The 22,441-nt window shown below is 62.9% G+C and carries 22 protein-coding genes; 9 read left to right on the top strand and 13 right to left on the bottom strand.

The genetic code is table 11. The annotated features are described in order from the left end of the window. The first annotated feature begins 22 nt into the window (after positions 1 to 22). The gene (glnE, locus tag CR156_RS21805; RefSeq protein WP_100554565.1) at positions 23 to 2,818 is read left to right on the top strand and encodes a bifunctional [glutamate--ammonia ligase]-adenylyl-L-tyrosine phosphorylase/[glutamate--ammonia-ligase] adenylyltransferase; all 2,796 of its coding nucleotides are present in this window, start codon (positions 23 to 25) and stop codon (positions 2,816 to 2,818) included. Between the two features lie 200 nt (positions 2,819 to 3,018). Here glnE and CR156_RS21810 read toward each other — a convergent pair whose 3' ends face one another. From CR156_RS21810 to CR156_RS21835, 6 genes are all read right to left on the bottom strand, one after another. Further along, positions 3,019 to 3,579: a queuosine precursor transporter gene (locus tag CR156_RS21810; RefSeq protein ID WP_025878224.1), complete on the bottom strand. Its 561-nt coding sequence runs from the start codon at positions 3,577 to 3,579 to the stop codon at positions 3,019 to 3,021. A 74-nt stretch (positions 3,580 to 3,653) separates the two neighbouring features. Beyond that, entirely contained in the window at positions 3,654 to 4,169 is a 516-nt protein-coding gene (locus CR156_RS21815) for a hypothetical protein (protein ID WP_089238290.1), read from the bottom strand. Between the two features lie 33 nt (positions 4,170 to 4,202). Further along, the gene (locus tag CR156_RS21820; protein WP_100554566.1) at positions 4,203 to 4,694 is read right to left on the bottom strand and encodes a hypothetical protein; all 492 of its coding nucleotides are present in this window, start codon (positions 4,692 to 4,694) and stop codon (positions 4,203 to 4,205) included. A gap of 18 nt (positions 4,695 to 4,712) precedes the next feature. Then, positions 4,713 to 5,564 carry a DUF2145 domain-containing protein gene (locus tag CR156_RS21825; RefSeq protein ID WP_100554567.1) on the bottom strand — a complete coding sequence of 284 codons (852 nt, stop codon included), beginning with the start codon at positions 5,562 to 5,564 and terminating at the stop codon, positions 4,713 to 4,715. A gap of 57 nt (positions 5,565 to 5,621) precedes the next feature. Then, positions 5,622 to 5,840, bottom strand: coding sequence for a hypothetical protein (locus CR156_RS21830; RefSeq protein ID WP_100460003.1), 219 nt, complete (start codon positions 5,838 to 5,840; stop codon positions 5,622 to 5,624). 79 nt (positions 5,841 to 5,919) lie between these two features. After that, positions 5,920 to 6,879 (bottom strand): mitochondrial fission ELM1 family protein, encoded by a 960-nt coding sequence (locus CR156_RS21835; RefSeq protein WP_100554568.1) that lies wholly within the window; start codon positions 6,877 to 6,879, stop codon positions 5,920 to 5,922. A 121-nt stretch (positions 6,880 to 7,000) separates the two neighbouring features. Between CR156_RS21835 and CR156_RS21840 the strand changes: the two genes are divergently transcribed. Both CR156_RS21840 and CR156_RS21845 read left to right on the top strand, forming a co-directional pair. Next, positions 7,001 to 7,591, top strand: coding sequence for a malonic semialdehyde reductase (locus CR156_RS21840; protein ID WP_100554569.1), 591 nt, complete (start codon positions 7,001 to 7,003; stop codon positions 7,589 to 7,591). A gap of 85 nt (positions 7,592 to 7,676) precedes the next feature. After that, positions 7,677 to 8,384: a YceI family protein gene (locus CR156_RS21845; protein ID WP_100554570.1), complete on the top strand. Its 708-nt coding sequence runs from the start codon at positions 7,677 to 7,679 to the stop codon at positions 8,382 to 8,384. Positions 8,385 to 8,542: 158 nt separating this feature from the next. Here the strand turns inward: CR156_RS21845 and CR156_RS21850 are convergent, their stop codons facing one another. After that, positions 8,543 to 8,944 carry a hypothetical protein gene (locus CR156_RS21850; protein ID WP_100554571.1) on the bottom strand — a complete coding sequence of 134 codons (402 nt, stop codon included), beginning with the start codon at positions 8,942 to 8,944 and terminating at the stop codon, positions 8,543 to 8,545. Between the two features lie 91 nt (positions 8,945 to 9,035). Here CR156_RS21850 and CR156_RS21855 point away from each other — a divergent pair, with 91 nt between their 5' ends. Next, a complete protein-coding gene (locus tag CR156_RS21855) occupies positions 9,036 to 9,857 on the top strand; it encodes a hypothetical protein (RefSeq protein WP_100554572.1) in 822 nt (273 codons plus the stop codon). A gap of 93 nt (positions 9,858 to 9,950) precedes the next feature. On the opposite strand, the gene CR156_RS21860 is transcribed toward CR156_RS21855, so the two are convergent. Both CR156_RS21860 and CR156_RS21865 read right to left on the bottom strand, forming a co-directional pair. Then, entirely contained in the window at positions 9,951 to 10,748 is a 798-nt protein-coding gene (locus CR156_RS21860) for a siderophore-interacting protein (protein ID WP_100554573.1), read from the bottom strand. Between the two features lie 60 nt (positions 10,749 to 10,808). Then, entirely contained in the window at positions 10,809 to 11,369 is a 561-nt protein-coding gene (locus CR156_RS21865; RefSeq protein WP_100554574.1) for a PadR family transcriptional regulator, read from the bottom strand. Between the two features lie 636 nt (positions 11,370 to 12,005). Between CR156_RS21865 and aceE the strand changes: the two genes are divergently transcribed. From aceE to CR156_RS21880, 3 genes are all read left to right on the top strand, one after another. After that, a complete protein-coding gene (gene aceE, locus CR156_RS21870; RefSeq protein WP_100554575.1) occupies positions 12,006 to 14,693 on the top strand; it encodes a pyruvate dehydrogenase (acetyl-transferring), homodimeric type in 2,688 nt (895 codons plus the stop codon). 727 nt (positions 14,694 to 15,420) lie between these two features. Next, positions 15,421 to 15,957, top strand: a complete 537-nt coding sequence (locus CR156_RS21875) for a hypothetical protein (RefSeq protein ID WP_133120129.1) — start codon at positions 15,421 to 15,423, stop codon at positions 15,955 to 15,957. A 52-nt stretch (positions 15,958 to 16,009) separates the two neighbouring features. After that, positions 16,010 to 17,818, top strand: coding sequence for an ATP-dependent nuclease (locus CR156_RS21880; protein WP_093820964.1), 1,809 nt, complete (start codon positions 16,010 to 16,012; stop codon positions 17,816 to 17,818). A 145-nt stretch (positions 17,819 to 17,963) separates the two neighbouring features. Here the strand turns inward: CR156_RS21880 and CR156_RS21885 are convergent, their stop codons facing one another. From CR156_RS21885 to CR156_RS21905, 4 genes are all read right to left on the bottom strand, one after another. Beyond that, positions 17,964 to 18,881, bottom strand: a complete 918-nt coding sequence (locus CR156_RS21885) for an HNH endonuclease (RefSeq protein WP_100554577.1) — start codon at positions 18,879 to 18,881, stop codon at positions 17,964 to 17,966. Positions 18,882 to 19,505: 624 nt separating this feature from the next. Next, positions 19,506 to 19,874, bottom strand: coding sequence for a hypothetical protein (locus CR156_RS21895; protein WP_100554579.1), 369 nt, complete (start codon positions 19,872 to 19,874; stop codon positions 19,506 to 19,508). Between the two features lie 452 nt (positions 19,875 to 20,326). Next, positions 20,327 to 20,752, bottom strand: coding sequence for a TonB family protein (locus CR156_RS21900; RefSeq protein ID WP_100554580.1), 426 nt, complete (start codon positions 20,750 to 20,752; stop codon positions 20,327 to 20,329). Positions 20,753 to 20,843: 91 nt separating this feature from the next. Continuing rightward, a complete protein-coding gene (locus CR156_RS21905) occupies positions 20,844 to 21,053 on the bottom strand; it encodes a hypothetical protein (RefSeq protein WP_207764226.1) in 210 nt (69 codons plus the stop codon). A gap of 167 nt (positions 21,054 to 21,220) precedes the next feature. Between CR156_RS21905 and CR156_RS21910 the strand changes: the two genes are divergently transcribed. Together CR156_RS21910 and CR156_RS21915 are read left to right on the top strand one after the other, a co-directional pair. After that, positions 21,221 to 21,598 carry a hypothetical protein gene (locus CR156_RS21910; RefSeq protein ID WP_100554582.1) on the top strand — a complete coding sequence of 126 codons (378 nt, stop codon included), beginning with the start codon at positions 21,221 to 21,223 and terminating at the stop codon, positions 21,596 to 21,598. Positions 21,599 to 21,787: 189 nt separating this feature from the next. After that, positions 21,788 to 22,441, top strand: a complete 654-nt coding sequence (locus tag CR156_RS21915) for a DUF1629 domain-containing protein (RefSeq protein WP_100554583.1) — start codon at positions 21,788 to 21,790, stop codon at positions 22,439 to 22,441.

Consider the following 22,441-nt stretch of genomic DNA (forward strand, 5'->3'; position numbering starts at 1 on the left):
CCGACCCCGCGAGAATCACGGTATGACCCTCGCCCCCGCCGAATTGCCCGCCACCCTGCAGCCCCTCGTTGACCGCGCACTGGCGCGCCTGGCCCAGGCAGTGCCCGATCCCATCCCGGCCGAGCTGCAGCCGATGCTGGTGCAACTGGCGGTCAGCAGTGACTTCGCCATGGACACGCTGGTGCGCCAGCCCGGCCTGTTGGCGCAGCTGTCCGCGCCGGGCTGCCCGCCGCTGCCGGCGCCGGTGCTCGACCCACTGCAGCCCAGCGACTGGCCGGCACAACTGCGGCGCTGGCGCACGGCGATGTCGACCCGCTTGATCTGGCGCGACCTGGCCGGGCTGGACGACGTGCCACAGACCCTCGCCGGTGCCACTGCGCTGGCCGAGGACTGCCTGCGCTTGGCGCTGGACGCCCTGCAGCAGGAGTTCGCCCAGCGCCATGGAGTGATCCTCGATGACCACGGCCAAGCGCAGCAGCTGGTGGTGTTCGGGCTGGGCAAGCTGGGCGGTGGCGAGCTCAACTTCAGTTCCGATGTCGATCTGGTCTACGCCTACGTGCAGGGCGGTGAATCCGACGGTCCGCGCGCGCTGGCGGCCGAGGAGTACTTTGCCCGCCTCGGTCAGCGCTTGGCCAAGCTGCTGGATGAAACCACCGTTGATGGCTTCAGCCATCGCGTCGACCTGCGCCTGCGTCCGTTCGGCAGCGCCGGCCGCGTGGCGCTGTCGTTCGCGGCGATGGATCAGTACTTCCAGCGCGAAGGCCGCGACTGGGAGCGCTATGCCTGGTTGAAAGCGCGCGCGGTGGCGGGCGATATCGCCGCTGGCGAGGCGTGGCTGCAGACCCTGCGTCCGTTCGTGTACCGCCGCTACCTGGACTTCACCGCGCTCGATGGCCTGCGCGAAATGAAAGCGGCGATCACCGCCGAAGTCGCGCGCCGCGAGATGCACGACGACATCAAGCGTGGCGCCGGAGGCATCCGCGAAATCGAGTTCCTGTGCCAGGCACTGCAGCTCATTCGCGGTGGCCGCGAGCCGGTGTTGCGCGAGCGGCGGCTGCTGGTCGCGCTGGATGCGCTGGTCGCCGCCGGGCAGATCGCCCGCGATGATGGCGCCGCGTTGCGCGAGGCCTACCTGTTCCTGCGCCGGCTGGAAAACCGCCTGCAGATGCTGCGCGATGCGCAGACCCATGTGCTGCCATCTGATGTACTGGATCGCGAACGCATTGCCGTCGGCCTCGGCTATGCCGATTGGGATGCGCTGCGTGCCGCATTGACCGTGCAGCAGCAGCGCGTCAGTACCGAATTCGCTGCATTGCTGGCCCCGCGCAAGGGCCAGGCCGCGCCGGATGCGCTGGCCAACTACTGGCGCAGCCTGCCCGAGGGCAGCAACGCACCGCTGCTGGCCGAGGCCGGTTTCCTCGATGCCAATGGCGCCGACCAGTCATTGCGTGATTTCGCCCAGGGCACGGGCGTGAAGTCGCTGTCCGATGCAGCGCGTGCGCGGCTGGACCGCGTGCTGCCTGCACTGCTGCACGCTGCCACCCGCTCACCGCAGCCCGATGCCGCACTCAAGCGCGTGCTCGGCCTGCTGCAGGCAGTGCTGCGTCGTACCAGTTACCTGGCGCTGCTGGACGAACAGCCGAGCGCGCTCGCGCGCCTGGTCGACGTGCTGGCACGCAGTGCATTGCTGGCCGAACGCCTGGCCGCGTATCCGCTGCTGCTGGACGAACTGCTGGACGTGCGCGTGTCCGGGCCGATGCCCGATGCGGCCGGCATGCTGGCCGAATGCCAGCAGGTGCTGACGGTGGAAGATCCCGAATCGGCGCTGCGCTGGCTCAATGAAACGCGCCTGGCGCTGAGCTTCCGCATGGCCATGGCCACGCTGGACGGACGCCAGGGCGCGGTCGACAGCACCCGGCAACTGGCCGAACTGGCGCAGGCGGTGGTGGTCACCGTGCTGGCGATGGCCGAGGCCGATATGCACGCCGCACACGGCGTGATTGCCGGCGGCCGCTTCGCGATCATCGGGTACGGCAGCCTGGGCGGACTGGAGCTGGGCTTCGGTTCGGATCTGGACCTGGTGTTCCTGCACGACCATCCCGCCGGCCTGGAGGCCAGCGATGGCGCGCGCCCGCTGGAGCCGGGCCGCTGGTATGCGCGCCTGGCCCAGAAGGTGATGGCGCTGCTGGCTGCGGTCACCGCCGCCGGGCGGTTGTACGACATCGACGTGCGCCTGCGCCCGGACGGTGGCAAGGGCTCGCTGGTGTCTTCGCTGGCCAGTTACACCGAGTACCAGCGTGATCGCGCATGGACCTGGGAGCACCAGGCGCTGGTACGCGCACGCGGCGTGGCCGGCGATGCCAGCCTGCTGCAGGATTTCGAACAGGTACGTGCGCAGACGCTGGGCCGCGAACGTGATCGCGCAACGCTGTACGCCGATGTGGTGAAGATGCGCGGGCGCATGCGCACCGAACTGGACCGCAGCGATGCCGCACGGCTCGACCTGAAGCAGGGCTCGGGCGGTGTGGTCGACCTGGAGTTCCTGCTGCAGAGCGGCGTGCTGGCACGTAGTGCGCAGACACCTGCGTTGCTGCAGCCGCGTGCCACGCCGGCATTGATCGACGCGTTGGCAGCGGCGGGATTCCTGCCCGAAGCCACCGCACAGACGCTGCATGGCGCGCACGCCACGCTGCTGGAGGTAGGGCTGGCCTGCACGCTGGATCGCAGGCCGCGGTTGGCGCCGACGACGCCGGCCATCGAAGAGGCGTGTGCGGCGATCAGCGCCGCATGCATCGCCGCGGACCTGCCGTTCGCCTGAGTGCCTGAAATGGCTGTAGCGGCTTTGGGTGGGTGCCGACCGTTGGTCGGCACAATCTCTCAGCTGCGATGAACCCTGAAGAAGCGTGCCGACCAACGGTCGGCACCCACCGGGTTCTGGGAATGTGCCAAACAAGGATGGCAGCCACCGGGGTCTGGGAGTGTGCCAACCAAGGTTGGCAACTACCCGGGCAACGGCGGTCAGCCCGCTGTGCGCAGCGGCGCCATCTTCCACAACAACGCGCGGAACGGGGCCAGCAGGCATACGCCGATCGCCAGCTTCACCGCCAGGTCGCCCGCGGCCCAGCTCACCCACGGCAGGGTGGAACCGGCGAAGGCGATCGACCAGAAGATGGTGGTATCCACCGTCGCGCTGCAGGTGGTGGCCACCATCGGCGCGCGCCACCAGCTGCCACGGCGCAGGCGGTCGAACACGGTGATGTCCAGCAGCTGGGCGACGATGAAGGCCGAGCACGAGGCGATCGCAATGCGCGGCGTCGCCACCCACACCGACAGCAGTACCGCCACCGCGAAACCAATCCACGCCACGCGGCGGGCCGGGCCCGGGCCGAAGCGGCGGTTGATCAGGTTGCTGACCAGAAACGCCACCGGGTAGCTGAAAGCACCCCAGGTCAGCCAGTCATTGATCGGGTACTGCACCAGCACGTTGGACAGCAGCACCACCGCGCCCATGGCCAGTACCGCCAGCACCAGGGCGCGGGCGGTCAACGGGGCAAAAACAGGCGCAGGACGCACGGACATGGCGAGCCAGGGGAAAAAGGGGATCGCCCATTATCCGCCCGGCCCGCCGCAAAGCCAAAAACGGCCGTTCAGCTTTACAGCTGTTCGCTCAGCGCGTCGCCGGCGGCATAGGCCGTGGGCACATAGGCCAGAGCCTTGCCGTCGCTGTTCTTCACCGTCCAGCCGGCACCGGCATCGGTCGGGTCGAAGCGCACCTGCTGGCCGACCACGAAGCCGGCCACCGGGTCTTCGCCCTCAATCGCCGGCCACTGCAGGGTAGCGGTCTGGTCGGCCTTGTCCGGTACCTGCAGATGCACCTGGCGCTCGCCAGCGGCGGTGGTCGCCACCTGCTTCACTTCCATCGGCGGCAGCGGCACCGCCGGGGTGCGCTCGGCGACCTTGCCATTGCGCTCGCTGGCCTTGAACGGCGCCTTGGACAGCGCGGCCAGGCCCATCGAGGTGGCCAGCGGAACCGACACCACGATCAACGAAGTGACCAGCACGCTGGCCTGGCCACTGTTGAGGTGCGGGGCGGCACCGGCGTGCACGGTCGGCACCGTCAGGGCAGACAACAGCAGGGCGGCGGCGGGGGCGCGCAGGGAACGAAGCATGGTGACCTCCTGGTCGGGAAGAGAAGCAGCGGCTCAGCGCTGCGTATCGAAAAGATCGCGTGGGCCGGTGGCCTCGGGCAGGTATTCCAGCGGCCGGCCCTGGTTGTCTCGCACCTGCCAGCCGTCGCCCGATCCGGTGGGTTGGAAGTTCACCGTCTGCCCGACGTTGAACTGCACGGCCGGGTCGCCGGGGCGCTTGGGCCACTGCATCGAAGCAGTGTTCTGTGGATTGTTGGCATCGCGCAGCAGTACTTCGCGGCGACCATCGACGGTGGTGGAAATGGCGCTGACCTGCATCTGCGGCAGCTTCACCGCGCCCTGGCCCGCAGGCACGCCGGTATCTTCGGCTTCTTTGGCCGCCGCCGCTTGCGCAGCTGCCACCATCGGTGCGGACATCTCCAGGCTCGGCCCTTCGGGCACGCTGTTCTGGATGATCACGATGCGGCGCTCGGCGTGTGCCGGCGCTGCGGACAACAGGCTGCCGCACAGAAGCACGGCCAACGCGGAAAACTGCAGGTTGCGCATCATCTTCTCCTTGCCAGGTCAGGGCGCAGCGGCGGCGGTGCCGTCGACCGTCGCATGCGCAATGGTCAGTTCCTGCTGCAGCTGGCTGCGCTGGTGCAGGAAGTCGAATACCGATTCCACCGTCACCACCGAGTAGTTGCCGGAAATGCGTTCGCTGGCCGGATGGTCGGTGGTGGTGGCGTTGGCCACGAACAAGCGCGCACCCACGCGCTTGCCCAGGCCGATATGCAACACGCTGGGCTGGAACTTCTGCGCGCGCAGCCATTGCTGCGCCTGTTCGCGCTTGACGATGACCGGGCCACCTTCAGCCTGCGCCATTGCCGCGGCCAGCACTTCCAGGATCCACTGGTTGGAATTCTGGAAGTCGGTGGCGAACGGATAGGCCACGACGTTGTACTTCGATTCGTGCAGCGCCTTGGGCTGGATCGCCGGTGCTGCCAGCATCCGCTTCAGTGCCAGCTGCAACGCCGGCGGCGGCACGCCGATGCGCAGATCGGTATGGGTGCCGCTCTCGCCGACGAAATTGCCCAGGCCCTCGCGGTACAGCTGCGAGCTGTCGGTCTTGCAGCGGTTGAGCAGGTGCATCGCACGCCAGCGGCCGTCGTCTTCGCGCAGCAGGAAGGCCAGGTGGCTGTGGCGCAGGCCGTAGCGGCTCAGGTCCTGGCCACCACGCGCGGCGATCACCACGTCAACGTCGGGCAGCGCATCCAGGCGCTCGGCCGTGGTCCACGCCACATCGAACATCGCCGCCTGTGCGGCCACGCTGGGGTAGCGCTCCAGGCAGGTGCCGCTGTCGGCCCATGCCGGCGCGGTGGCCAGCAGGCCCATCAACAGCAGCAGGCCGCAGCGCAGGCGATGCAGACGTTCCATGTATACCGCTCCAGACGCGGGCAGGCCCGCGCGCCGATCATACCCGCATCGCTGGAATCAGCGCTCCACGCCCTTGCGACGCAATTCCTTGTCGCAGGTATCGCTGATCGGCGCGATCGGCAACGGCGGGCGCTCGTTGCGCGGATTGCGCAGGGCCGGCTGCTCGCGGTAGGCATCCAGCTGCTGCTGGCAGGCGTGCGACAGCGGGTCCAGTTCGGTGGGGGTGGTAGAGCAGGCCGCCAGCAGGGCCAGCGGCAGCAGAAGCAGGGTACGCATGGGGACATCCAGTCCGAGGGGGGAGGCTGGACTCTAACTGCGCTGACGGATCGAAATGTTCAAAAAGCGCTGGACGGCATCACCCCAACGCCAGCCGCGCTTTGACCTCGGCGGCAATCCGCGCGGTCTCGCGCAGCGGTTCGATGCGGTCGTACTGCCAATCCAACCAGCGCGGCTGCAAGCGCCCGCGTTCGCGCAACTGCTGCTGGAAGCGCGCCAACCGTCCCTGCGCCGTATCTGCCAGGGCCACCATCACCGGCATGCGCGTGGCGCTGGCCTCGGACAGCAGGTTCACCGAATCGGGCGACACCACCACCCGGTTGGCCCAGCCAAGCAGACCGGCGTACGGGTTCACACCATCGCCGCCATCACCCCAGATCACATGCGGCAGGTCGGCGAACTTCGCGCGCAGGATCTCGGCCAGCGCCGGCGGCGTGCGCCGCGAAGTGGTCGCCAGCAGGCTGCCACCCTCGCTGCGGATCTGTTCGGCCAGCGCCTGGAACACGTGCACCATCGCCGTCTCATCCCAGGGTGCCAGCGGCGTCGGGCCGCCCACCAGCAGCGCGGTGCGCGGGCCGGGCAGGGTGCTGAAGCTGGCGAACGCGGCGCGGCCCAAGGCCAGCCAATCATCGTCCACCGGGTTCAGGCTGCCGACCAGGGTCAGCACGTTGCTGCCGCGCAGGGCGTCATGCTCGGGCACCACCACCACGTCCCAGTGGCGGGAACCGATACGCGGGTCGAGGATCTGCACCACCTGGCTGCCGCGCGCACGCAGCACGCGCAGCGCTCCGGCGGCCTGGCGGCCACAGCCGATCGCCAGCGCAGGCGCCTCGGCAGCGAGGGACGCGAGCGCCTCGCCGTAGCCATTCACATCACCAGGCAAGCGCCGCGGCGACAGCCAGCGCCAAGGGGCGCGGGGTTGCAGTACCAGGGGACGGTGGCTGCCCAGGCGCAGCGCCGTCGCCAGCGCGACCGCCTGGCGGACATTACCGGCACGGCCATCGGTGACCGTCCATGGCGTGCTCGATCGTTTCACCATTGGCATTAATTCGTTTCAATCCTGCTGGGTGTTGCAACAGTCGCGACACTCTACACTGCGGATCGACGTTTCGCCCCGCGCCGCCCGCGGGCACTGACCTTAGCCGCCCTGGAGATCCACGATGTCCCACGCGCTCGACGCTGCTGCACTGGACCAGTTGTTCCGCACCGCCCGTACCCAGAACGCCTTCCTCGACAAGCCTGTCGAAGACGCGCAGTTGCACGCCCTGTACGACCTGCTGAAGTGGGGCCCGACCGCCGCCAACGGCAGCCCGGCGCGCTTCGTGTTCGTGAAGTCGGCCGAAGCCAAGGCCAAGCTCGCACCGGCGCTGTCCGAAGGCAACCACAACAAGACCCTGGCCGCCCCGGTCACCGTCATCGTGGCCTTCGACCAGGACTTCCACGAGAAGCTGCCGTACCTGTTCCCGCACACCGATGCCAAGGCCTGGTTCGACGGCCCGCGCGAAGGCCGCCATGAAGGCGCGTTCCGCAACGGCAGCCTGCAGGGCGGTTACCTGATCCTGGCCGCGCGCGCGCTGGGCCTGGATGCCGGCCCGATGTCCGGCTTCGACAACGCCAAGGTCGATGAAGCCTTCTTCGCCGGCACCAGCATCAAGTCGAATTTCCTGGTCAACCTGGGGTACGGTGACGATTCGGGCCTGTTCCCCCGTCTGCCGCGTCTGTCGTTCGACGAAGCGGCGCGCATCGCGTAAGTCGCTGTATCGGTTTCGGGCCCGCCCGCCGTGGCGGGCCATTGCTGCACTGTGTTCCCACCCTACGATCCGGAGAGTTCCTGAGATGAGCGCCACCCGTAAACTGCTGCTGCCGCTGGCCCTGACCCTGGCCATCGCCGCCTGCTCCAAGCCGGCCGACACCGCTGCCCCGGCGGCTGATGCTGCTGCCCCGGCCGCCACCGAGCAGGCTGCCACCACCCCGGCCGCCGACGCCGCTGCTGCCCCGGCTGCTGCCGCGATCACCATCGCCTCGGGCACCTACAAGCTCGACCCGACCCACACCGACGTGCTGGCGCAGTGGAGCCACTTCGGCTTCTCCAACCCGAGCGCGCACTTCGGCAATGCCGAAGGCACCCTGGTGTACGACGCCACCGACGTCACCAAGTCCACCGTGGAAGTGAAGCTGCCGCTGAGCGGCCTGAACAGCTTCACCGCCAAGTTCGACGAGCACCTGAAGAGCGCCGACTTCTTCGACGCTGCCAAGTTCCCGGCCGCCAGCTTCAAGAGCACCAAGGTCGAATCGGCCGGCACCAACAAGCTGACCGTCACCGGCGATCTGACCATCAAGGACATCACCAAGCCGGTGACCCTGGATGTGACCGTCAACGGCGGCGGCGAGCACCCGATGGCCAAGGTTCCGGCCGCCGGCTTCGATGCCACCACCACGATCAAGCGCAGCGATTTCGGCGTCGGCGCCTACGCCCCGAACGTCAGCGATGAAGTGAAGATCCGCATCACCACCGAAGCCACCGGCGAGAAGCCGGCTGCTTGATGCAACATCCCGCTCACTCGTCGTGAGAAGGCAGAAGGCCCGCTGAAAAGCGGGCCTTCTTTTTTGGGCGCTGGTAGAGCCGGCCGCTGGCCGGCTGCGGACCTGGATTCGGTGGGTGCGGACCGTTGGTCCGCACAATCTCTCCGAAGCAGGATTTCTCAGCGCAGCGTACCCAGCCACGCGGTCGACGCTTCGCTCGGGCTCTGCTTGGCCTTCACCGTCAACCCGCTCGCGCGCACGAACGTCTGCGCGGCCTGTGCCACCACCTGGCGGGCGATCAGCGCCGCCTGCCTGGTAGACGCCTGCTGCTTGCGCAGCTGCACGATATGCACCGACGGGCGACCGACCGGCGCGTACTTCTGGTCGCGGCGCAGGATGTCGGCTACCTGTGCCACTTCGTGTTCGGCCTGCAGGTAGCGGTGCTGTGCCTCGACCAGCTCACGCAGCGGTACGCGCGCCGCAGCCGGGTCGGCGAAGGCGGACAGCGCTGCGTCGCAGGCGCTGTCGTCGGCCAGGCGGGTACGCAGCGTGTCCACGCCGCTCAGGGTCAGTTTGCCCACGTGGGGCCTCGTTGGTGCAGGAAAGGAGCGCGATTGTCGCATGGGGTCGCGGTTACCATGGCGGCCGCACTGAACCACGGAAGGCAACACCATGCAGGAAGCGCAGTACTGGCTTGGCGAATTCTGGACCGGCCTGAGCGTGCTCGATCTGATCGGCGGCAGCGTGCTGGGCACCCTGTTGGGGCTGGCGCTGGGCATCTTCGCCTGGCGCTGGCTGCATCGACGCGATTGGCTGCGGCGGCAGCGGCGTTGGCACCACGGGCTGCTGGCCTCGTATGTGGTGCTGCTGCCGTTGCTGGTCGCATTCTTCGGCCTGCAGCTGGGCTTCACCGCCGGCGCGCACCGCGCGCTGTTCAAGCAGCTCGACCACTTCCAGCCGCACCTGCAGACGATGGTGGAAGGGTGGAGCAGTGGCTTCACCGCTTCGCTGGAAGACGAGCGCATGCGTGCAGCGCTGCAGAGCCAGGGCACGGTGGGCGATGTGGCAGATTCGCTGGCTGCGATCTACCTGAGCGAGCATCCGCTGCCCGGCGTGGACCGTTTGGGTGACGGGCCGATGGCGCGTGGCGTGGGCTGGGTGATCGGCAAGGTGCGCGCCGGGCTGCTGCGCGCGATGGTGGAAGACACGCTGATCGACAAGGCCGGCACGGTCGGCCTGGAGCCGAAGATGGTGCGCGAGGCGCTGACCATGCGCATGGATGAGCTGCTGCATACACGTGGCGTGCTGCGGCTGGTGAAGGCGCAGATCAACGGCATGATGCCGGGCGTGTACCTGGGGTTGCTGCTGCCGCTGGCGATCATTGCGCTGCTGCTGGCGCTGGAGATATGGGCCGCGCACCGGTTCGGGTGGGTGCGTGGGGCTGCGCCCCGCGCTCCTGTAGAGCCGAGCTCATGCTCGGCTCATCGCGCGTAGCGCGAGGGCGGATAGAACAGCAGCCGAGCATGGGCTCGGCTCTACATAGTCAAAGACGTGCGGACCAACGGTCCGCACCTACCCCTTTTGCGGTCAATCGCCGTCCTGTTCGTCCGGGTGCGCCTTCCAGTAACCGGTCGAGCGGATCCAGTCGCGCGGCACGCCCAGGTGGCCTTCGATGAACTTGCGCATCATCCGTGCGCGGCGCGATTCGGTGGCGATCCAGTAGAACGCATCGCCGTCCGGGGCCTCGAAATCGGTCAGCATGTCTTCCAGCAGCGTGCTGCTGGCCGCCGGGAAGCCATTGCGCTCCAGCCAGTGGATGCGCACGTTCTCGTACTGCGGCAGATCCTGGCGCTCGTCCTCGTCGGCCACTTCGATGTACGCCTGCACCTGCGCGCCCTCGGGCAGCACGTCCAGCCAGCGGGCGATGGCCGGCAGCGCGGTTTCATCGCCAATCAGCACATAGGCGTCGTAGCTGTCGGCCACCACGAACGAACCGCGCGGGCCGCCGATCAGCAGCGTGTCGCCGGCCTGCGCGCGCTCGGCCCACGGCCCGGCGATGCCCTGGTCGTGCAGCACGAAGTCGATGGCCAGCTCGCCGGTTTCGTGGTCCCACCAGCGCGGGGTGTAGTCGCGTGCCGGCGACGGCTGCTTGCCGTCGGGGTAGCTGCGGCCCTCGGCGGTCAGCACCGGCAGCACCATCTCGCCGCTGGCGTTGGGGAAGAACAGCTTGATGTGGTCGTCGGCGCCGGGCGAATCGAAGCCGGCCAGGTCGTCGCCGCCCAGCACGATGCGGCGCATGTGCGGGGTGACGGTCTCGGTGCGCAGCACCGTCAGTTCACGGAAGCGCACATCCAGGCGCAGTCGCGAGTTGTGATGTTCGGTCATGGGGGTACCTGTCGGAAGGTCGCGCGGGGGCGCGCGGCATGGGGGAAGACCTGGCTGGATTCAGTCTGGCTGGGTCGTAGAAAAGGGAGAGGACACGTTGCTGGCCTGGCCATTCATCAGCGCCGACGCACGCGACAGCAGCGCGGCGACCTGCTCGGCTTCGCCGTCGGCCCAGCGCCCGTGGTGGTGCACCAGCGCCAGCTTGAACTCGCGCAGCGCAGCGGCCAGCGGCGCCGGCAGCGAGGCCTTGGTGATCTCGCGGGCGCGGTCGAACGCGCGTCGCTGCGCCAATCGCACCTGGGTGCGCTGCACCTTCAGCTCGAACTCGCCGGCAGTGGTGATGCGGAACACACGGCGGCCGTCCACCTCTTCCGACGCCACCCAGCCAGCCTGCTCGAAGCTGGCCAGCAGCGGGTACATGGTGCCGGCACTGGGGGTGTAGGCCTGCATGAACATGGTGCTGATGTGCTGCATCAACTCGTAGCCGTGGCGCGGCTGCTCGCCGATCAGCGCCAGCACCAGCAGGCGCAGGTCGCCACGGCTGAGCACGCGCGGCTGGCCGTTGCGGCGGGGTACCGCGGCATCGTCGGTGCGGTTCCTGGGGGAGGGGGATCGGCCCATTTCGATATATCGGTAACGTGTGCCGCAAACGATATATCGATAAGCCGGACCCGACAAGCACGGTTTCGGCCACAACGCTTGCCAGATCGGGCCATGCAGCCAGCTACTGCAAGGGCTGAAGGGGAGGGGTGCGCGCGGCGCAAGCCACCGTTGCGCGGCCTGACATCCGTATCGGGCCACGCAACGGCGCTGCGGGTTTCCGCCCCGGGCGGGGCGCAGCAGACGAGCGGCGAACCGCGGGAAGGGGCCTGCTCGCCGCCAACCGTGCGCAGCCGCCCCGCCCGCGTCGAGAGGCGCGCGCGACACGTTGTCGCGGGTTCAGCGGCAGCCCGTCAGACAACGCCGACACTGCGCCGGCCTTGCCCCACAACGGTCATCCGCAGCAGTAACACTGCGTCCTGCGCATGGGCGCAGCAGGCCGCAGGCGACAGCTGGCGCAGCCCTTGCAGGCAGCCATAGCGGCCTGCAGCAGTGCTTTGTCCCGCCGGTGGACGTCCCGGGACATGCCATGCAGACAGGGGGGGGCTGCCTCCATACGCCGGCGTAGCCAAGTGACGAAAGCCCTTGGTGCGCTACACTTTGCGGTCTAGAAATCTATCAACAGTCGCGCGCGTGCGTGCGGTAATGGGAGCGCTAATGAACTGGTTGAACGAGGTGCTGAACAACGACCCGAATCCTGTGGAAACTCAGGAGTGGATCGAGTCGTTGAAGGCCGTTATTGATGTCGAGGGCCCCGAGCGCGCGCATCAGCTGCTGGAAGGCATGGTGGAACTGACCCGTCGTTCGGGTGCCTATCTGCCGTTCTCTCCCACTACCGAATACGTCAACACCATCGAGCCGCAGCTGGAGGCGAAGAGCCCGGGCAACGCCGAACTGGAATGGCGCATCCGTTCGATCATCCGCTGGAACGCGATGGCCACCGTGGTGCGCGCCAACCGCAAGCCGGGTGACCTGGGCGGCCACATCGCTTCGTTCGCCTCCGGCGCAACGCTGTACGACGTGGGCTTCAACCACTTCTGGCGCGCCCCGAGCGAGAACCACCCAGGCGACCTGCTGTTCATCCAGGGCCACAGCGCCCCGGGCATCTATGCGCGTTCCTTCCTGGAAGGCCGCATCAACGAAGAGCAGCTGGACAAGTTCCGCATGGAAGTGGACGGCGGCGGTCTGTCGTCGTACCCGCATCCGTGGCTGATGCCGGAATACTGGCAGACCCCGACCGTGTCGATGGGCCTGGGCCCGCTGGCCGCCATCTACCAGGCGCAGTTCATGCGCTACCTGGAAAACCGAGGCCTGATCGAGAAGTCCGACCGCAAGGTGTGGTGCTTCATCGGCGACGGCGAGAGCGACGAGCCGGAAACCCTGGGTGCCATCGCGCTGGCCGGCCGTGAAGGCCTGGACAACCTGATCTTCGTGGTGAACTGCAACCTGCAGCGCTTGGATGGCCCGGTGCGCGGCAACGGCAAGATCATCCAGGAACTGGAAGGCGTGTTCCGTGGCGGCGGCTGGAATGTCATCAAGCTGCTGTGGGGCGGTTACTGGGATGCCCTGCTGGCCAAGGACACCAATGGCGTCCTGAAGAAGCTGATGATGGAAACCGTCGACGGCGAATACCAGAACTGCAAGGCCTTCGGCGGCGCGTATACCCGCGAGCATTTCTTCGGCAAGTACCCGGAAACCGCTGCGATGGTTGCCGGCCTGAGCGACGACGACATCTGGCGCCTGAACCGTGGTGGCCACGACCCGCACAAGGTGTACGCCGCCTACCACCAGGCCGTGAACACCAAGGGCATGCCGACCGTGATCCTGGCCAAGACGGTCAAGGGTTACGGCATGGGCAGCGCCGGTGAGGCACTGAACCCGACCCACCAGACCAAGAAGCTGGACGACGAAGCGGTGCGCCACTTCCGCGACCGCTTCAACATTCCGGTGACCGACGCGCAGCTGGCCGATGGCCAGGTGCCGTTCTACCACCCGGGCCCGGATTCGCCGGAAGTGCAGTACCTGCAGGAACGCCGTGCGTCGCTGGGTGGTTACCTGCCGCAGCGCCGCCGCAAGGCCGAAAAGAGCTTCAACGCACCGAAGCTGGAAAGCTACGAGCGCCTGCTGAAGAGCAGCGGCGAGCGCAGCTACTCCACCACCATGGCCTTCGTGCAGAGCCTGAACATCACCCTGCGTGACAAGGAACTGGGCCCGCACATCGTGCCGATCGTGGCCGACGAAGCCCGTACCTTCGGCATGGAAGGCCTGTTCCGCCAGATCGGCATCTACGCGCCGTTCGGCCAGAAGTACAAGCCGGTCGACGCCGACCAGCTGATGTTCTACCGCGAAGACCAGAGCGGCCAGGTGCTGCAGCAGGGCATCAGCGAGCCGGGTGCGATCAGCTCGTGGATGGCCGCCGGTACCAGCTACTCGGTCAGCAACGTGCCGATGCTGCCGTTCTACATCTACTACTCGATGTTCGGCTTCCAGCGCGTGGGCGACATCGCCTGGCAGGCTGCCGACATGCGTACCCGCGGCTTCCTGCTGGGTGGTACGGCCGGCCGCACCACGCTGAACGGTGAAGGCCTGCAGCACGAAGATGGCTTCAGCCATCTGGTGGCCGGTGGCATTCCGAACGTGCGCAGCTACGACCCGACCTTCGGCTTCGAAGTGACGGTGATCCTGCAGCACGGCACCAAGGCGATGATGGAAGATCAGATTGACGAGTACTACTACGTCACCCTGATGAACGAGAACTACACCCACCCGGAAATGCCGGAAGGCGCGGCCGAAGGCATCGTCAAGGGCATGTACCTGCTGACCGACGCCGGCAAGCCGAAGAAGGGCGAGCTGCGCGTGCAGCTGCTGGGTTCGGGCACCATCCTGCGCGAAGCGATTGCCGCGGCCGAGCTGCTGGACAAGGACTTCGGCGTGACCGCCGACATCTGGAGCTGCCCGAGCTTCAACGAACTGCGTCGCGATGGTTTCGACGTGGAACGTGCCAACCGCCTGCATCCGGAAGGTGAGCAGCGCAAGGCCTACGTGACCGAACTGCTGGAAGGCCGCCAGGGGCCGGCGATTGCCGCCACCGACTATGTGCGTGCGTATGCGGACCAGATCCGTGCGTTCGTGCCGATGTCTTATACGGTGCTGGGTACCGATGGGTTTGGTCGCTCGGATACGCGTGCGAACCTGCGCCGGTTCTTTGAGGTTGACCGGTACTACATCGCGCATGCCGCGATTGCGGCGCTGGCGAAGGACGGGAAGATGACCGCGAAGGATGTGGCCCGGGCGATCAAGCAGTACAAGATTGATCCGGAGAAGGCTAACCCTGTTGGGGTTTGATTGACGGGTGGACTTGATTCTCAGCTATTGAGATAGTGGGCCCATATGATGGGCCCACTAACGTAGGAGAACGTCTATGAGTTCGGAAGTCCGAGAACTGAAGCGGCATCTAAAGACGATTGAAAGGAAGTCAGTTCTAGATATTCAGCAGGCTCAGACCAGTCAGAATATTAATGGTTCAGTTAAGGTTGACGCTTCCAAGGTTTACGTAGGTTTCGTGGACGCACGTCATGCAGTGAATGCGCTTAGGAAGAGAATTCAAGAGCAGATTCGATAAAATAGGGATGTATATATGGGGGCAGGAAGCTCAGCTATTGTTATGACAGCGCTGCTTATTAGTGGCTATCTGTTTAACTTAATATTTCACCCTTTTCGATTTTTCTCTAACAGGGCGGAAGGGCAAAAGCTTTTCTTTATGGCTGCGGGCACCGGGTTAATCCTCGGTGCTTTTGTTTTTCTGGCTGCTGGAATTCTCAGGCCGTCCCTTGACTCGGGGGCGTGGATCTTGCGAGCTGCACATGTAGTGGATCGTGCGATTCCAGTTCCACATGCCTGCAAGCTTATTGCTATGATTCTCGGCTCAATAGTATCCGCGTCGCTGCTAAATCTATTCTCTGTAATTCTAGTCGGAGGACAGCGTTCGAAGCCTCATGTAAGCAATATTTTGCATCAGCGAGGGCGCGCGCAGTGTGTCTACGATCGACTTACTGAGCAGTTCGGTTCGCCTATGGCTCAGTTACTTCGGCGTGCCGTTGATGAGCAAAAGCTCGTTATGGTAACGCTTAAGTCGAGAAAGATATACTGCGGAAGGGTGTTTGAAGTCCCATCTAGAATCGATCTTCCTGAGTCATGCATTGAGCTTCTGCCGACGTTCTCATCATTCAGAGATAAAGATACTCTTCGGATGGGGGAGAGGACCGAGTATCCAGTGGTTGATATTTGGGTCGCCCGCCAGCGTGCATATACTCTGGAACAGCAAATTGAGATGTTCGATGCAAATGTCCATAAGGAAGTCCCTGCCAGGCTGAGCCAAAGTCCACAGGGGAGTAAATACATAAGAAGGGTTAGGCGGGGGTTGCAGAAGCAGTATGATGAGGCGGAGCGGCTCGTACGGCACCTCATGGGAGGGCGATCTCTAGATGTAGGAGATTGGATAAAGGTCCTCCCCGTGAAAGAGATCGATTCACTTTCATTCTTTGACTCGGGTGCATACAAGGATTGGTTTGCTAAGCCGAGCGTTGATTCCGGTCCGGTTGAGGATTAGATATCTATTTCAAGGTGTTCGTAGATTTTTCTGCAGCCATCTGGGGGGGGGTATGAAATACATAAGCTTCTCAATTGAGAATTTTCGAGGCATCAAGAAACTTTCAATAGAGCTTCCCGATATTCCAAAGATACTAACTTTGGTTGGTCTCAATGAGAGTGGAAAGACAACAATATTAGAGGCGCTTAATCATTTTACATACAATACGGAATCACTTGCCCCGCTTGACATAAAGGGGTACGGCATTAAGGATCCCAACAGCCTCATTCCTGTATCAAAGAAATCAAACTTCAATGGTTCTATTGTAATAAGGGCAATGGTGGCGATGGACGCGGCCGATGTCGCGGCCACGAACAAGCACCTCGCCAGCACTGGAATCAAGGAGACGAGTCTCACGCCCCAGAGGTTTGAAATTAGACAGGAACTGAAGTTCGCGGATTCCGTTTTCTCTGCTGCAAGTAATACATGGAACCTGCAATTTCAAACGAGAAGTGGTAAGTCTCGCGTGTTAAAGAGGGCGAAGGCGGAAGAATGGAAGTTGGCAGTTGCTTTTCTCAAGGAGCGAATGCCGTCTCTGATATACTTTCCGACGTTCAGTCTTGATTTTCCAGAAAAAATTTATCTGGAGAATGCTCCATCCGATGAAAAAAAGCATCAGTTCTACGTAAAGGTAATTCAAGACGTGCTTGATTCAGTTGGAAATGGAGCAACGGTTGAGAATCACATATCGAGGCGCCTTCTCAGCGATAAAGAGCATGATCGCGTGCCGCTAGATGGCACTCTGTTAGCCATCAGTCGAGCAGTTTCACATTCAGTCTTCTCAGCCTGGGATCGTGTATTTAACAAGCCCTCAGTGTTGAAGAGGGTGAGTGTTATCGGAGGAGTCGAAGAGAATTCAAAGGGTCTAGCTCCCTATCTACAGTTCCGGATAGAGGACTCTGATGGCTTCTTTCTTCTATCGGAACGCTCTGTTGGTTTTAGGTGGTTCTTTTCATTTCTGCTTCTCACTCAGTTCCGTGCATATAGACAGAATTCTCAAAAGAACTCCATATTTCTTTTTGACGAACCAGCCTCGAACCTGCATCCAGTAGCCCAAACTCGTTTGCTTGAGTGTCTTCCTATGCTGCTGGATGCGGGTAGCGTTATATATACAACGCACAGTCACCATCTGATAAACCCAGATTGGCTAGGGTATGCGTACGTGGTGAAAAATAAGGGTGTAGGTGCCAGTATTGATCCAATTCAGGACCATTCAGAGACCGACATTTCTGCGACGCCATACTCGAAATTCGTCCATGATCATCCTGATCAAAGTTTCTTCTTTAAACCAGTCCTGGATGTTCTGGAATACACGCCGCGGCTGCTAGATGACGTAGGCCCAGCGATTTTCCTTGAGGGTAAATCTGACTTCTACGCTATGCGACTTGCTCTGATGAGAGGTTCGAGAAAGATCTCTCTGATGCCGGGATCTGGTGCTGGGACTCTGGATACCCTCATAAGGCTGTATTCGGGATGGGGGCGTCAATTCTCCATACTGCTGGACTCAGATGCTGAGGGGCGGCTACAAAAGAAGCGATATGAAGATATATTTGGTCCGCTCGTAAAAGGACGAATATTCACATACGAGGATCTAAATCCTGAATTGGTGAAGGCTACCATTGAAAGCCTGCTTGATGATCAGGATAAAAATGATATATTGAACCAGTTTCTTCCAGGTGTACAAAAGGCTAATAAGAAGGCATTGCTCAACGCCATGCAACAGGCATGTGCTTCAAGTTCTGGATTCTCATTCACGGACGCGACACAAGTCAGGTTGCTCTCTGTCCTGGATAAGCTCGAGCAGGCGGCAATTTCTGCATGATGACTTCAGGGTGTTTCAGTCGAGGGCGTTGGCGACTCTTGAAAATGGCATCGGCGTAAAGTAGATACTTCATCCTGCATGAGCCCTTGTGGGTTAAGGAAAGTCAGGAAATCAAGAAGTCTCGCTTTGCCGAGGAGTAGACTTTCTATGCATTAGAAGAATGGAAGGGCCTCGAAATCTCCATTCTTCTATCAAAAACGACGTCTCGGTGAAATTCCAAGAAGCTAAGCTGCTTCCGAGAAAAGATCCCGTATCGAATTGATGTATCAAACTTCAGGCCGAACCGAACTTGGACGTCAGATGGTAGGCTGCTCGAAACTAGTAGGCGACCGCTCGCCGAAAAGCTAATCCATCCGCGATCAAAGAGCAGATCGGCATGCGGAGCCAGAAGAAGACCGTTCTCCCCATCAACACGCTCACTATGAGTGCTATCAGCCCATGGCTTGATATGGCTCGCGCGGAGGAATCTCAGGTCCTCAATGCCGGTCAGTCGGCAGCCCTTCTCAACGCCAATCAGGCGCTCGCGAAACAGACGTTGCTTCGTTCGCACTTCGGTTTCGCGTCTTGTGCTGGTCGCGCCAACGTCATCGATAGCGGCATCGATCTCAGCTTGGTCCGTCTCACTTGCGGCGAGCCCCAGCGAGGCTTCCAGCGATCTCAAGCGGAACACGATGGCAGATCTTAGCTGCCCTTCTCGATCTGGCGTGCCAGGTTGAACATAGGAGGACTGGCACATGAACCTACCTAGGTACCGGTAGGGCCGCCCCTTGCCCATCATCTGAAACACTACGAGCGTCTTGCCATCCTTGACGTGCTCGCCAATCGCTCGGTTGCCCGCCACATACTTCATGTCTCCGATTTGACCCTCGCCGAAGTAGTGAAAGACTTCGTCGTCGTCCCAGAAATCATGGTAGCCGTGAGACACGCCCGCCTCGCCAGTGAACGCGATGACTAGCGGATGCTCCTTGGGTGTCGAAATGCCGCCTTGCTGTTGCCCGCCAAATACGCCATGGATCTGCTTTTGACGGTTGTAGAGTGCGCCCACCTCGAATGGGAGTTCCATCCTAGATCCCTGTTCCAGAAGCTAAGTGCTCAGGATTCTAGCTAGAACCAGGTTACTTGTGTCATTGGTTGACGCGTTTGGCTGCTGGGACAGGGTGCAGATGGCTGCTATTGGGGCGCAGACCGAGGGCAGCTGTTCTCAGGTGCGCTCAAGTTCCTCCTGCGTCCTTCTGGTGAGCCCCATCCATCTTTCCAGCGCTGTAGCTCCATTGCATCGTTTCCAGCCGTAGACATGGTGACTATCAGAAGAGTGGGCCCTGAGTTGTCCACGAATAGGATGGGATCGCCGCGCACGTTCAGATCAAAGAAGCGTGTACTGAAGTCGTGCTTTCCGATGATGACGCCTTGGCAAGCCAACTCTTCGGAAAAGCTCTCGGCCTCGGCTTGAAACAGCGCGAACTCCGAGTCGGCGAGTCTTGGGTAGATCTCAAAATCTATTGTGGAGGCCGGGGCATTCGCCCCGCCAATGATCAATCCCAGTAACGATGCCGCTGTCAGGGCAAGCAAAGTCCGGCTCGGCATAGTGAGGCCAGTGTTGGAGGCTAAAGGGCTGAGGTTGCGGTGAATGCTCTGGACCGCGAAACGATCGGGCGCACCGCAATCGACGTACGTAGCGAAGCGCGCGCTACTCCCGCACCTGCAACCGCTCAGCCACCTGCGCAGTCAACGCCACACACACCATCTTCAACCCTTCCATCACCCGATCCCCCAGGTACTCCTCGGGCGCGCCGTTCTGCCGAGTCCGCTCCGCAGCCAACATAAGCTCGGCCACCACGCGCAGCCCAGCCAACGCGCAGTCCGCATCCGCCAGCTCAAGGCAACGCCCAGGCAGTTGATGCCGTTCCGGCCAAGGCTGGCCGTCGGCAGCCGCACCGGTTCCGATGCGGCGCAGCGTGGCAACGAAGGTGTTGGGATCGACGGACGGTTCGCGCTCGGCTTCAGCGTTTTCCGGATCGTACTGCGCGTGCAGGGAACGGAAGTCCGATGTGTTCATGGCAATGCTCCGTACAGGACAGATTGCAGCGCCACCAATAAAGGCGGCGGACGGTGCGTGGCTCGAAAACCGGTAAATGCCAGACCGGCGGGCACGAAGGCCCCCACGCACCGCCCGCCATGGAACGCGAACGGATTGCCAGCCGACGCCACACAAAAGGTGACGCCGGCTGGCAAGCGCATACAACTGGCAGATACACGGGTTTTCGAGTCCCGCGCCACCCTTTTTCGGTGGCACGCCAAGAGATACCCGCGTAGAGGCCAAATGCCAAGAAACTGCAGAACTGGCGATTGCCAATCCTGACGCTTTCGGGATTGTCGCACACGGTGTTAAGCCGGCAAGCGATTGCGCCGCAACGGTCTTGAAGGGCTTGGCGCTATTGGCCCCAAGCGCAGGATGCCCACAGCCAGGCCCACGGCGTAGGACCAATTGCGACAGATTGGATCAGCGGTTCAGTCGGGCGGCGTCGCGGCCGTGGGCACAAAGGTCAAACGCACCCGAACCCGCGCATGCCGCGCGACGCTCTCAACCACGACCGGTTCGAAGCGCCACTGGTCCACTGCGGTAAAGGCTGCACGATCGATTTCCCGCAGTCCGCTGGACCGCGCCACCATCACGTTGGAAACGTGGCCCAGCTCATCCAGTTGAGCAACCAGCAGCACCTGCATGGGAACCTGCAGCACGGTGTCGGGCGGCGTGGCAGGGGCCGTTGAATACACAACGGCAGGCGCCTGTTGCAGCTCGAAGGTGGGGTTGTCACCGCGCTCTACGAGCACTTCGGTGGAAACCTGTGGGTCTGCCGCCACGGCTATGGCAGGTGTAGCGCCCAGCAGCATCAGAACGAGGTTCAATGCCAGGGCGGTGTTCAAACGGGGCATGCGTGGTTTCCATTCCGGTGCGCTGCCAGCATAGCGGCCATGCGCTGGCATCGCTTGCCTTGAATGCTGGCGTGCGGGACTGCTGCGTGGTTCACACAGGCACGCCCGGCCGTGGCCACAGCGCATCGTCGCGCTCTAGGTCGTAGTCGCTGCCGAACGCCAGCGCTGCATCGCGTGGCGGAAGGTCTGCGTAGCAGCGCAGCAGGTATTCATCCATGTCGGCATCGCGATGGTCGATGGCGAACAGGTGGAGGAGCTCCTTGTCGAAGGCTTCCAGCCATGTGGGGTCGATCTTGGCCATGGTCATCCTCCAGTGGGGGAGGGAGTGTGGCTGCGATGGGTCTCACACGGCGGGACGCGCCGTCGGCGCTCCGCAGAATTTCATTGTGGTCCGATTGCGCACCAATGCATGCCAGAGTACAAGAGGTCGAAAGTTGCCCATCGCAACATCCATAGGAAAGGAGATCCATGGCTGCCATCGAAAACAATGACGCGCTGTTCGATTCTCAGTTGATCATCGGTCCAAGCATTCTTGCGGGCAGCACGCTGTTGCGTCATCTGCAGGCTGCGGGCGAGTTCGATATCAACTCTCCACCCAACTGGCTGTACCTGCCCATCGAGCAGGAATTCGCAGACAAGCTGGGATGCTCGCGCTATGTCTCGGAGCCGGTTGACGCCTACACACAGGGCATGCTGAAGCAGCTTTCTGCAATCGAGACCTCGCCGGACGGGCAGGGTGCGCTTGGAGGTGACCTGGGTTCCACCGTTCGGGCAGTGGAGGCCATCAGGACGCTGCAGGACACGGTGAGGGTGGCGTTGGTCAATGGGGATCTGATGCTGGCCTAGCGGAGACGAGGCTGGCTGGCGTCAGGTCTTGGAGCTTCGGTGCATCGGGAATGTGCGACAGCCAGGTCAAGCTGGGGCAAAGGTACGGCGGGCGTGGTGCCAGTTTTCACGTAAATGAAAGTCACTCCCTTCCCTCTAATTCAGGTTAGTTCTAGGCTAGCAATCAGGACTTTGGAAGGAATTCAGATCATGGAGTCAATTGAGCCAATGGTGCCAAACCAGCCCAGGCGTGGAGAGTTCTTTCTCTTGATGCCAGATACCACGCGAGGGGGAAAGGGACACGGGGTAGTGTTCGACAATGTAAAAAAGCTCCGCACGCCGCCACGCCTGATCCTGCGTCCTGAAGGTGGAGGATTTCCACCTTTGGCAGAGAAGCCGCTGCTGGTTCATTCGCCTAAGAAGGGAGGGCTTCCCGAAGATCTTGAAGGAGGGATGAGCGGTTACTGGCTCGTCTCGGAGCGCTTGCGCAACGCGTTCGTCTCTGTCGATCCGAACGGATTCGAGTTTGCGGAGAGCGAATACCGCCTCGCCAATGGATCTGAAGGGCCGCGCTACTTCCTCTGCGATGTGACTCGAGTGATCGATGCGGTCGATGAAGCTGCGTCAAAGCTCCGCGTCGTTCGCGACGACGGCTATCCCGGAGGCAAGTTTTACGACCTCAGGGGTGGGAGTTCCCTGGCGTTCCGAAAGGATGCCGTCAACCACGCGCACATATTCCGAACGCCGTACTCGGGGAACCTGGTTTTCTGTGACAGCGCTTTGCGTAATGCGGTTCTGGCCGCCGGCATCGGCGGGAGGGGCGAGTCGCGAGGATTATCGTTTACGGACGCAGCTGATATCTGA

Origin of the sequence: Stenotrophomonas lactitubi (assembly GCF_002803515.1) — a bacterium.
In the GTDB taxonomy this organism is placed as follows: domain Bacteria; phylum Pseudomonadota; class Gammaproteobacteria; order Xanthomonadales; family Xanthomonadaceae; genus Stenotrophomonas; species Stenotrophomonas lactitubi.

Excerpts from the sequence above, each read along its gene's own strand:
- CR156_RS21840 (WP_100554569.1), top strand. The coding sequence starts at position 7,001 with ATGTCCCACGCGCTCGACGCTGCTGCACTGGACCAGTTGTTCCGCACC.
- CR156_RS21845 (WP_100554570.1), top strand. The coding sequence starts at position 7,677 with ATGAGCGCCACCCGTAAACTGCTGCTGCCGCTGGCCCTGACCCTGGCC.
- glnE (WP_100554565.1), top strand. The coding sequence starts at position 23 with ATGACCCTCGCCCCCGCCGAATTGCCCGCCACCCTGCAGCCCCTCGTT.
- aceE (WP_100554575.1), top strand. The coding sequence starts at position 12,006 with ATGAACTGGTTGAACGAGGTGCTGAACAACGACCCGAATCCTGTGGAA.
- CR156_RS21915 (WP_100554583.1), top strand. The coding sequence starts at position 21,788 with ATGGAGTCAATTGAGCCAATGGTGCCAAACCAGCCCAGGCGTGGAGAG.
- CR156_RS21830 (WP_100460003.1), bottom strand. The coding sequence starts at position 5,840 with ATGCGTACCCTGCTTCTGCTGCCGCTGGCCCTGCTGGCGGCCTGCTCT.
- CR156_RS21820 (WP_100554566.1), bottom strand. The coding sequence starts at position 4,694 with ATGCGCAACCTGCAGTTTTCCGCGTTGGCCGTGCTTCTGTGCGGCAGC.
- CR156_RS21910 (WP_100554582.1), top strand. The coding sequence starts at position 21,221 with ATGGCTGCCATCGAAAACAATGACGCGCTGTTCGATTCTCAGTTGATC.
- CR156_RS21810 (WP_025878224.1), bottom strand. The coding sequence starts at position 3,579 with ATGTCCGTGCGTCCTGCGCCTGTTTTTGCCCCGTTGACCGCCCGCGCC.
- CR156_RS21880 (WP_093820964.1), top strand. The coding sequence starts at position 16,010 with ATGAAATACATAAGCTTCTCAATTGAGAATTTTCGAGGCATCAAGAAA.
- CR156_RS21895 (WP_100554579.1), bottom strand. The coding sequence starts at position 19,874 with ATGAACACATCGGACTTCCGTTCCCTGCACGCGCAGTACGATCCGGAA.
- CR156_RS21885 (WP_100554577.1), bottom strand. The coding sequence starts at position 18,881 with ATGGAACTCCCATTCGAGGTGGGCGCACTCTACAACCGTCAAAAGCAG.
- CR156_RS21875 (WP_133120129.1), top strand. The coding sequence starts at position 15,421 with ATGGCTCAGTTACTTCGGCGTGCCGTTGATGAGCAAAAGCTCGTTATG.
- CR156_RS21835 (WP_100554568.1), bottom strand. The coding sequence starts at position 6,879 with ATGGTGAAACGATCGAGCACGCCATGGACGGTCACCGATGGCCGTGCC.
- CR156_RS21855 (WP_100554572.1), top strand. The coding sequence starts at position 9,036 with ATGCAGGAAGCGCAGTACTGGCTTGGCGAATTCTGGACCGGCCTGAGC.
- CR156_RS21860 (WP_100554573.1), bottom strand. The coding sequence starts at position 10,748 with ATGACCGAACATCACAACTCGCGACTGCGCCTGGATGTGCGCTTCCGT.
- CR156_RS21865 (WP_100554574.1), bottom strand. The coding sequence starts at position 11,369 with ATGGGCCGATCCCCCTCCCCCAGGAACCGCACCGACGATGCCGCGGTA.
- CR156_RS21905 (WP_207764226.1), bottom strand. The coding sequence starts at position 21,053 with ATGGCCAAGATCGACCCCACATGGCTGGAAGCCTTCGACAAGGAGCTC.
- CR156_RS21900 (WP_100554580.1), bottom strand. The coding sequence starts at position 20,752 with ATGCCCCGTTTGAACACCGCCCTGGCATTGAACCTCGTTCTGATGCTG.
- CR156_RS21825 (WP_100554567.1), bottom strand. The coding sequence starts at position 5,564 with ATGGAACGTCTGCATCGCCTGCGCTGCGGCCTGCTGCTGTTGATGGGC.
- CR156_RS21815 (WP_089238290.1), bottom strand. The coding sequence starts at position 4,169 with ATGCTTCGTTCCCTGCGCGCCCCCGCCGCCGCCCTGCTGTTGTCTGCC.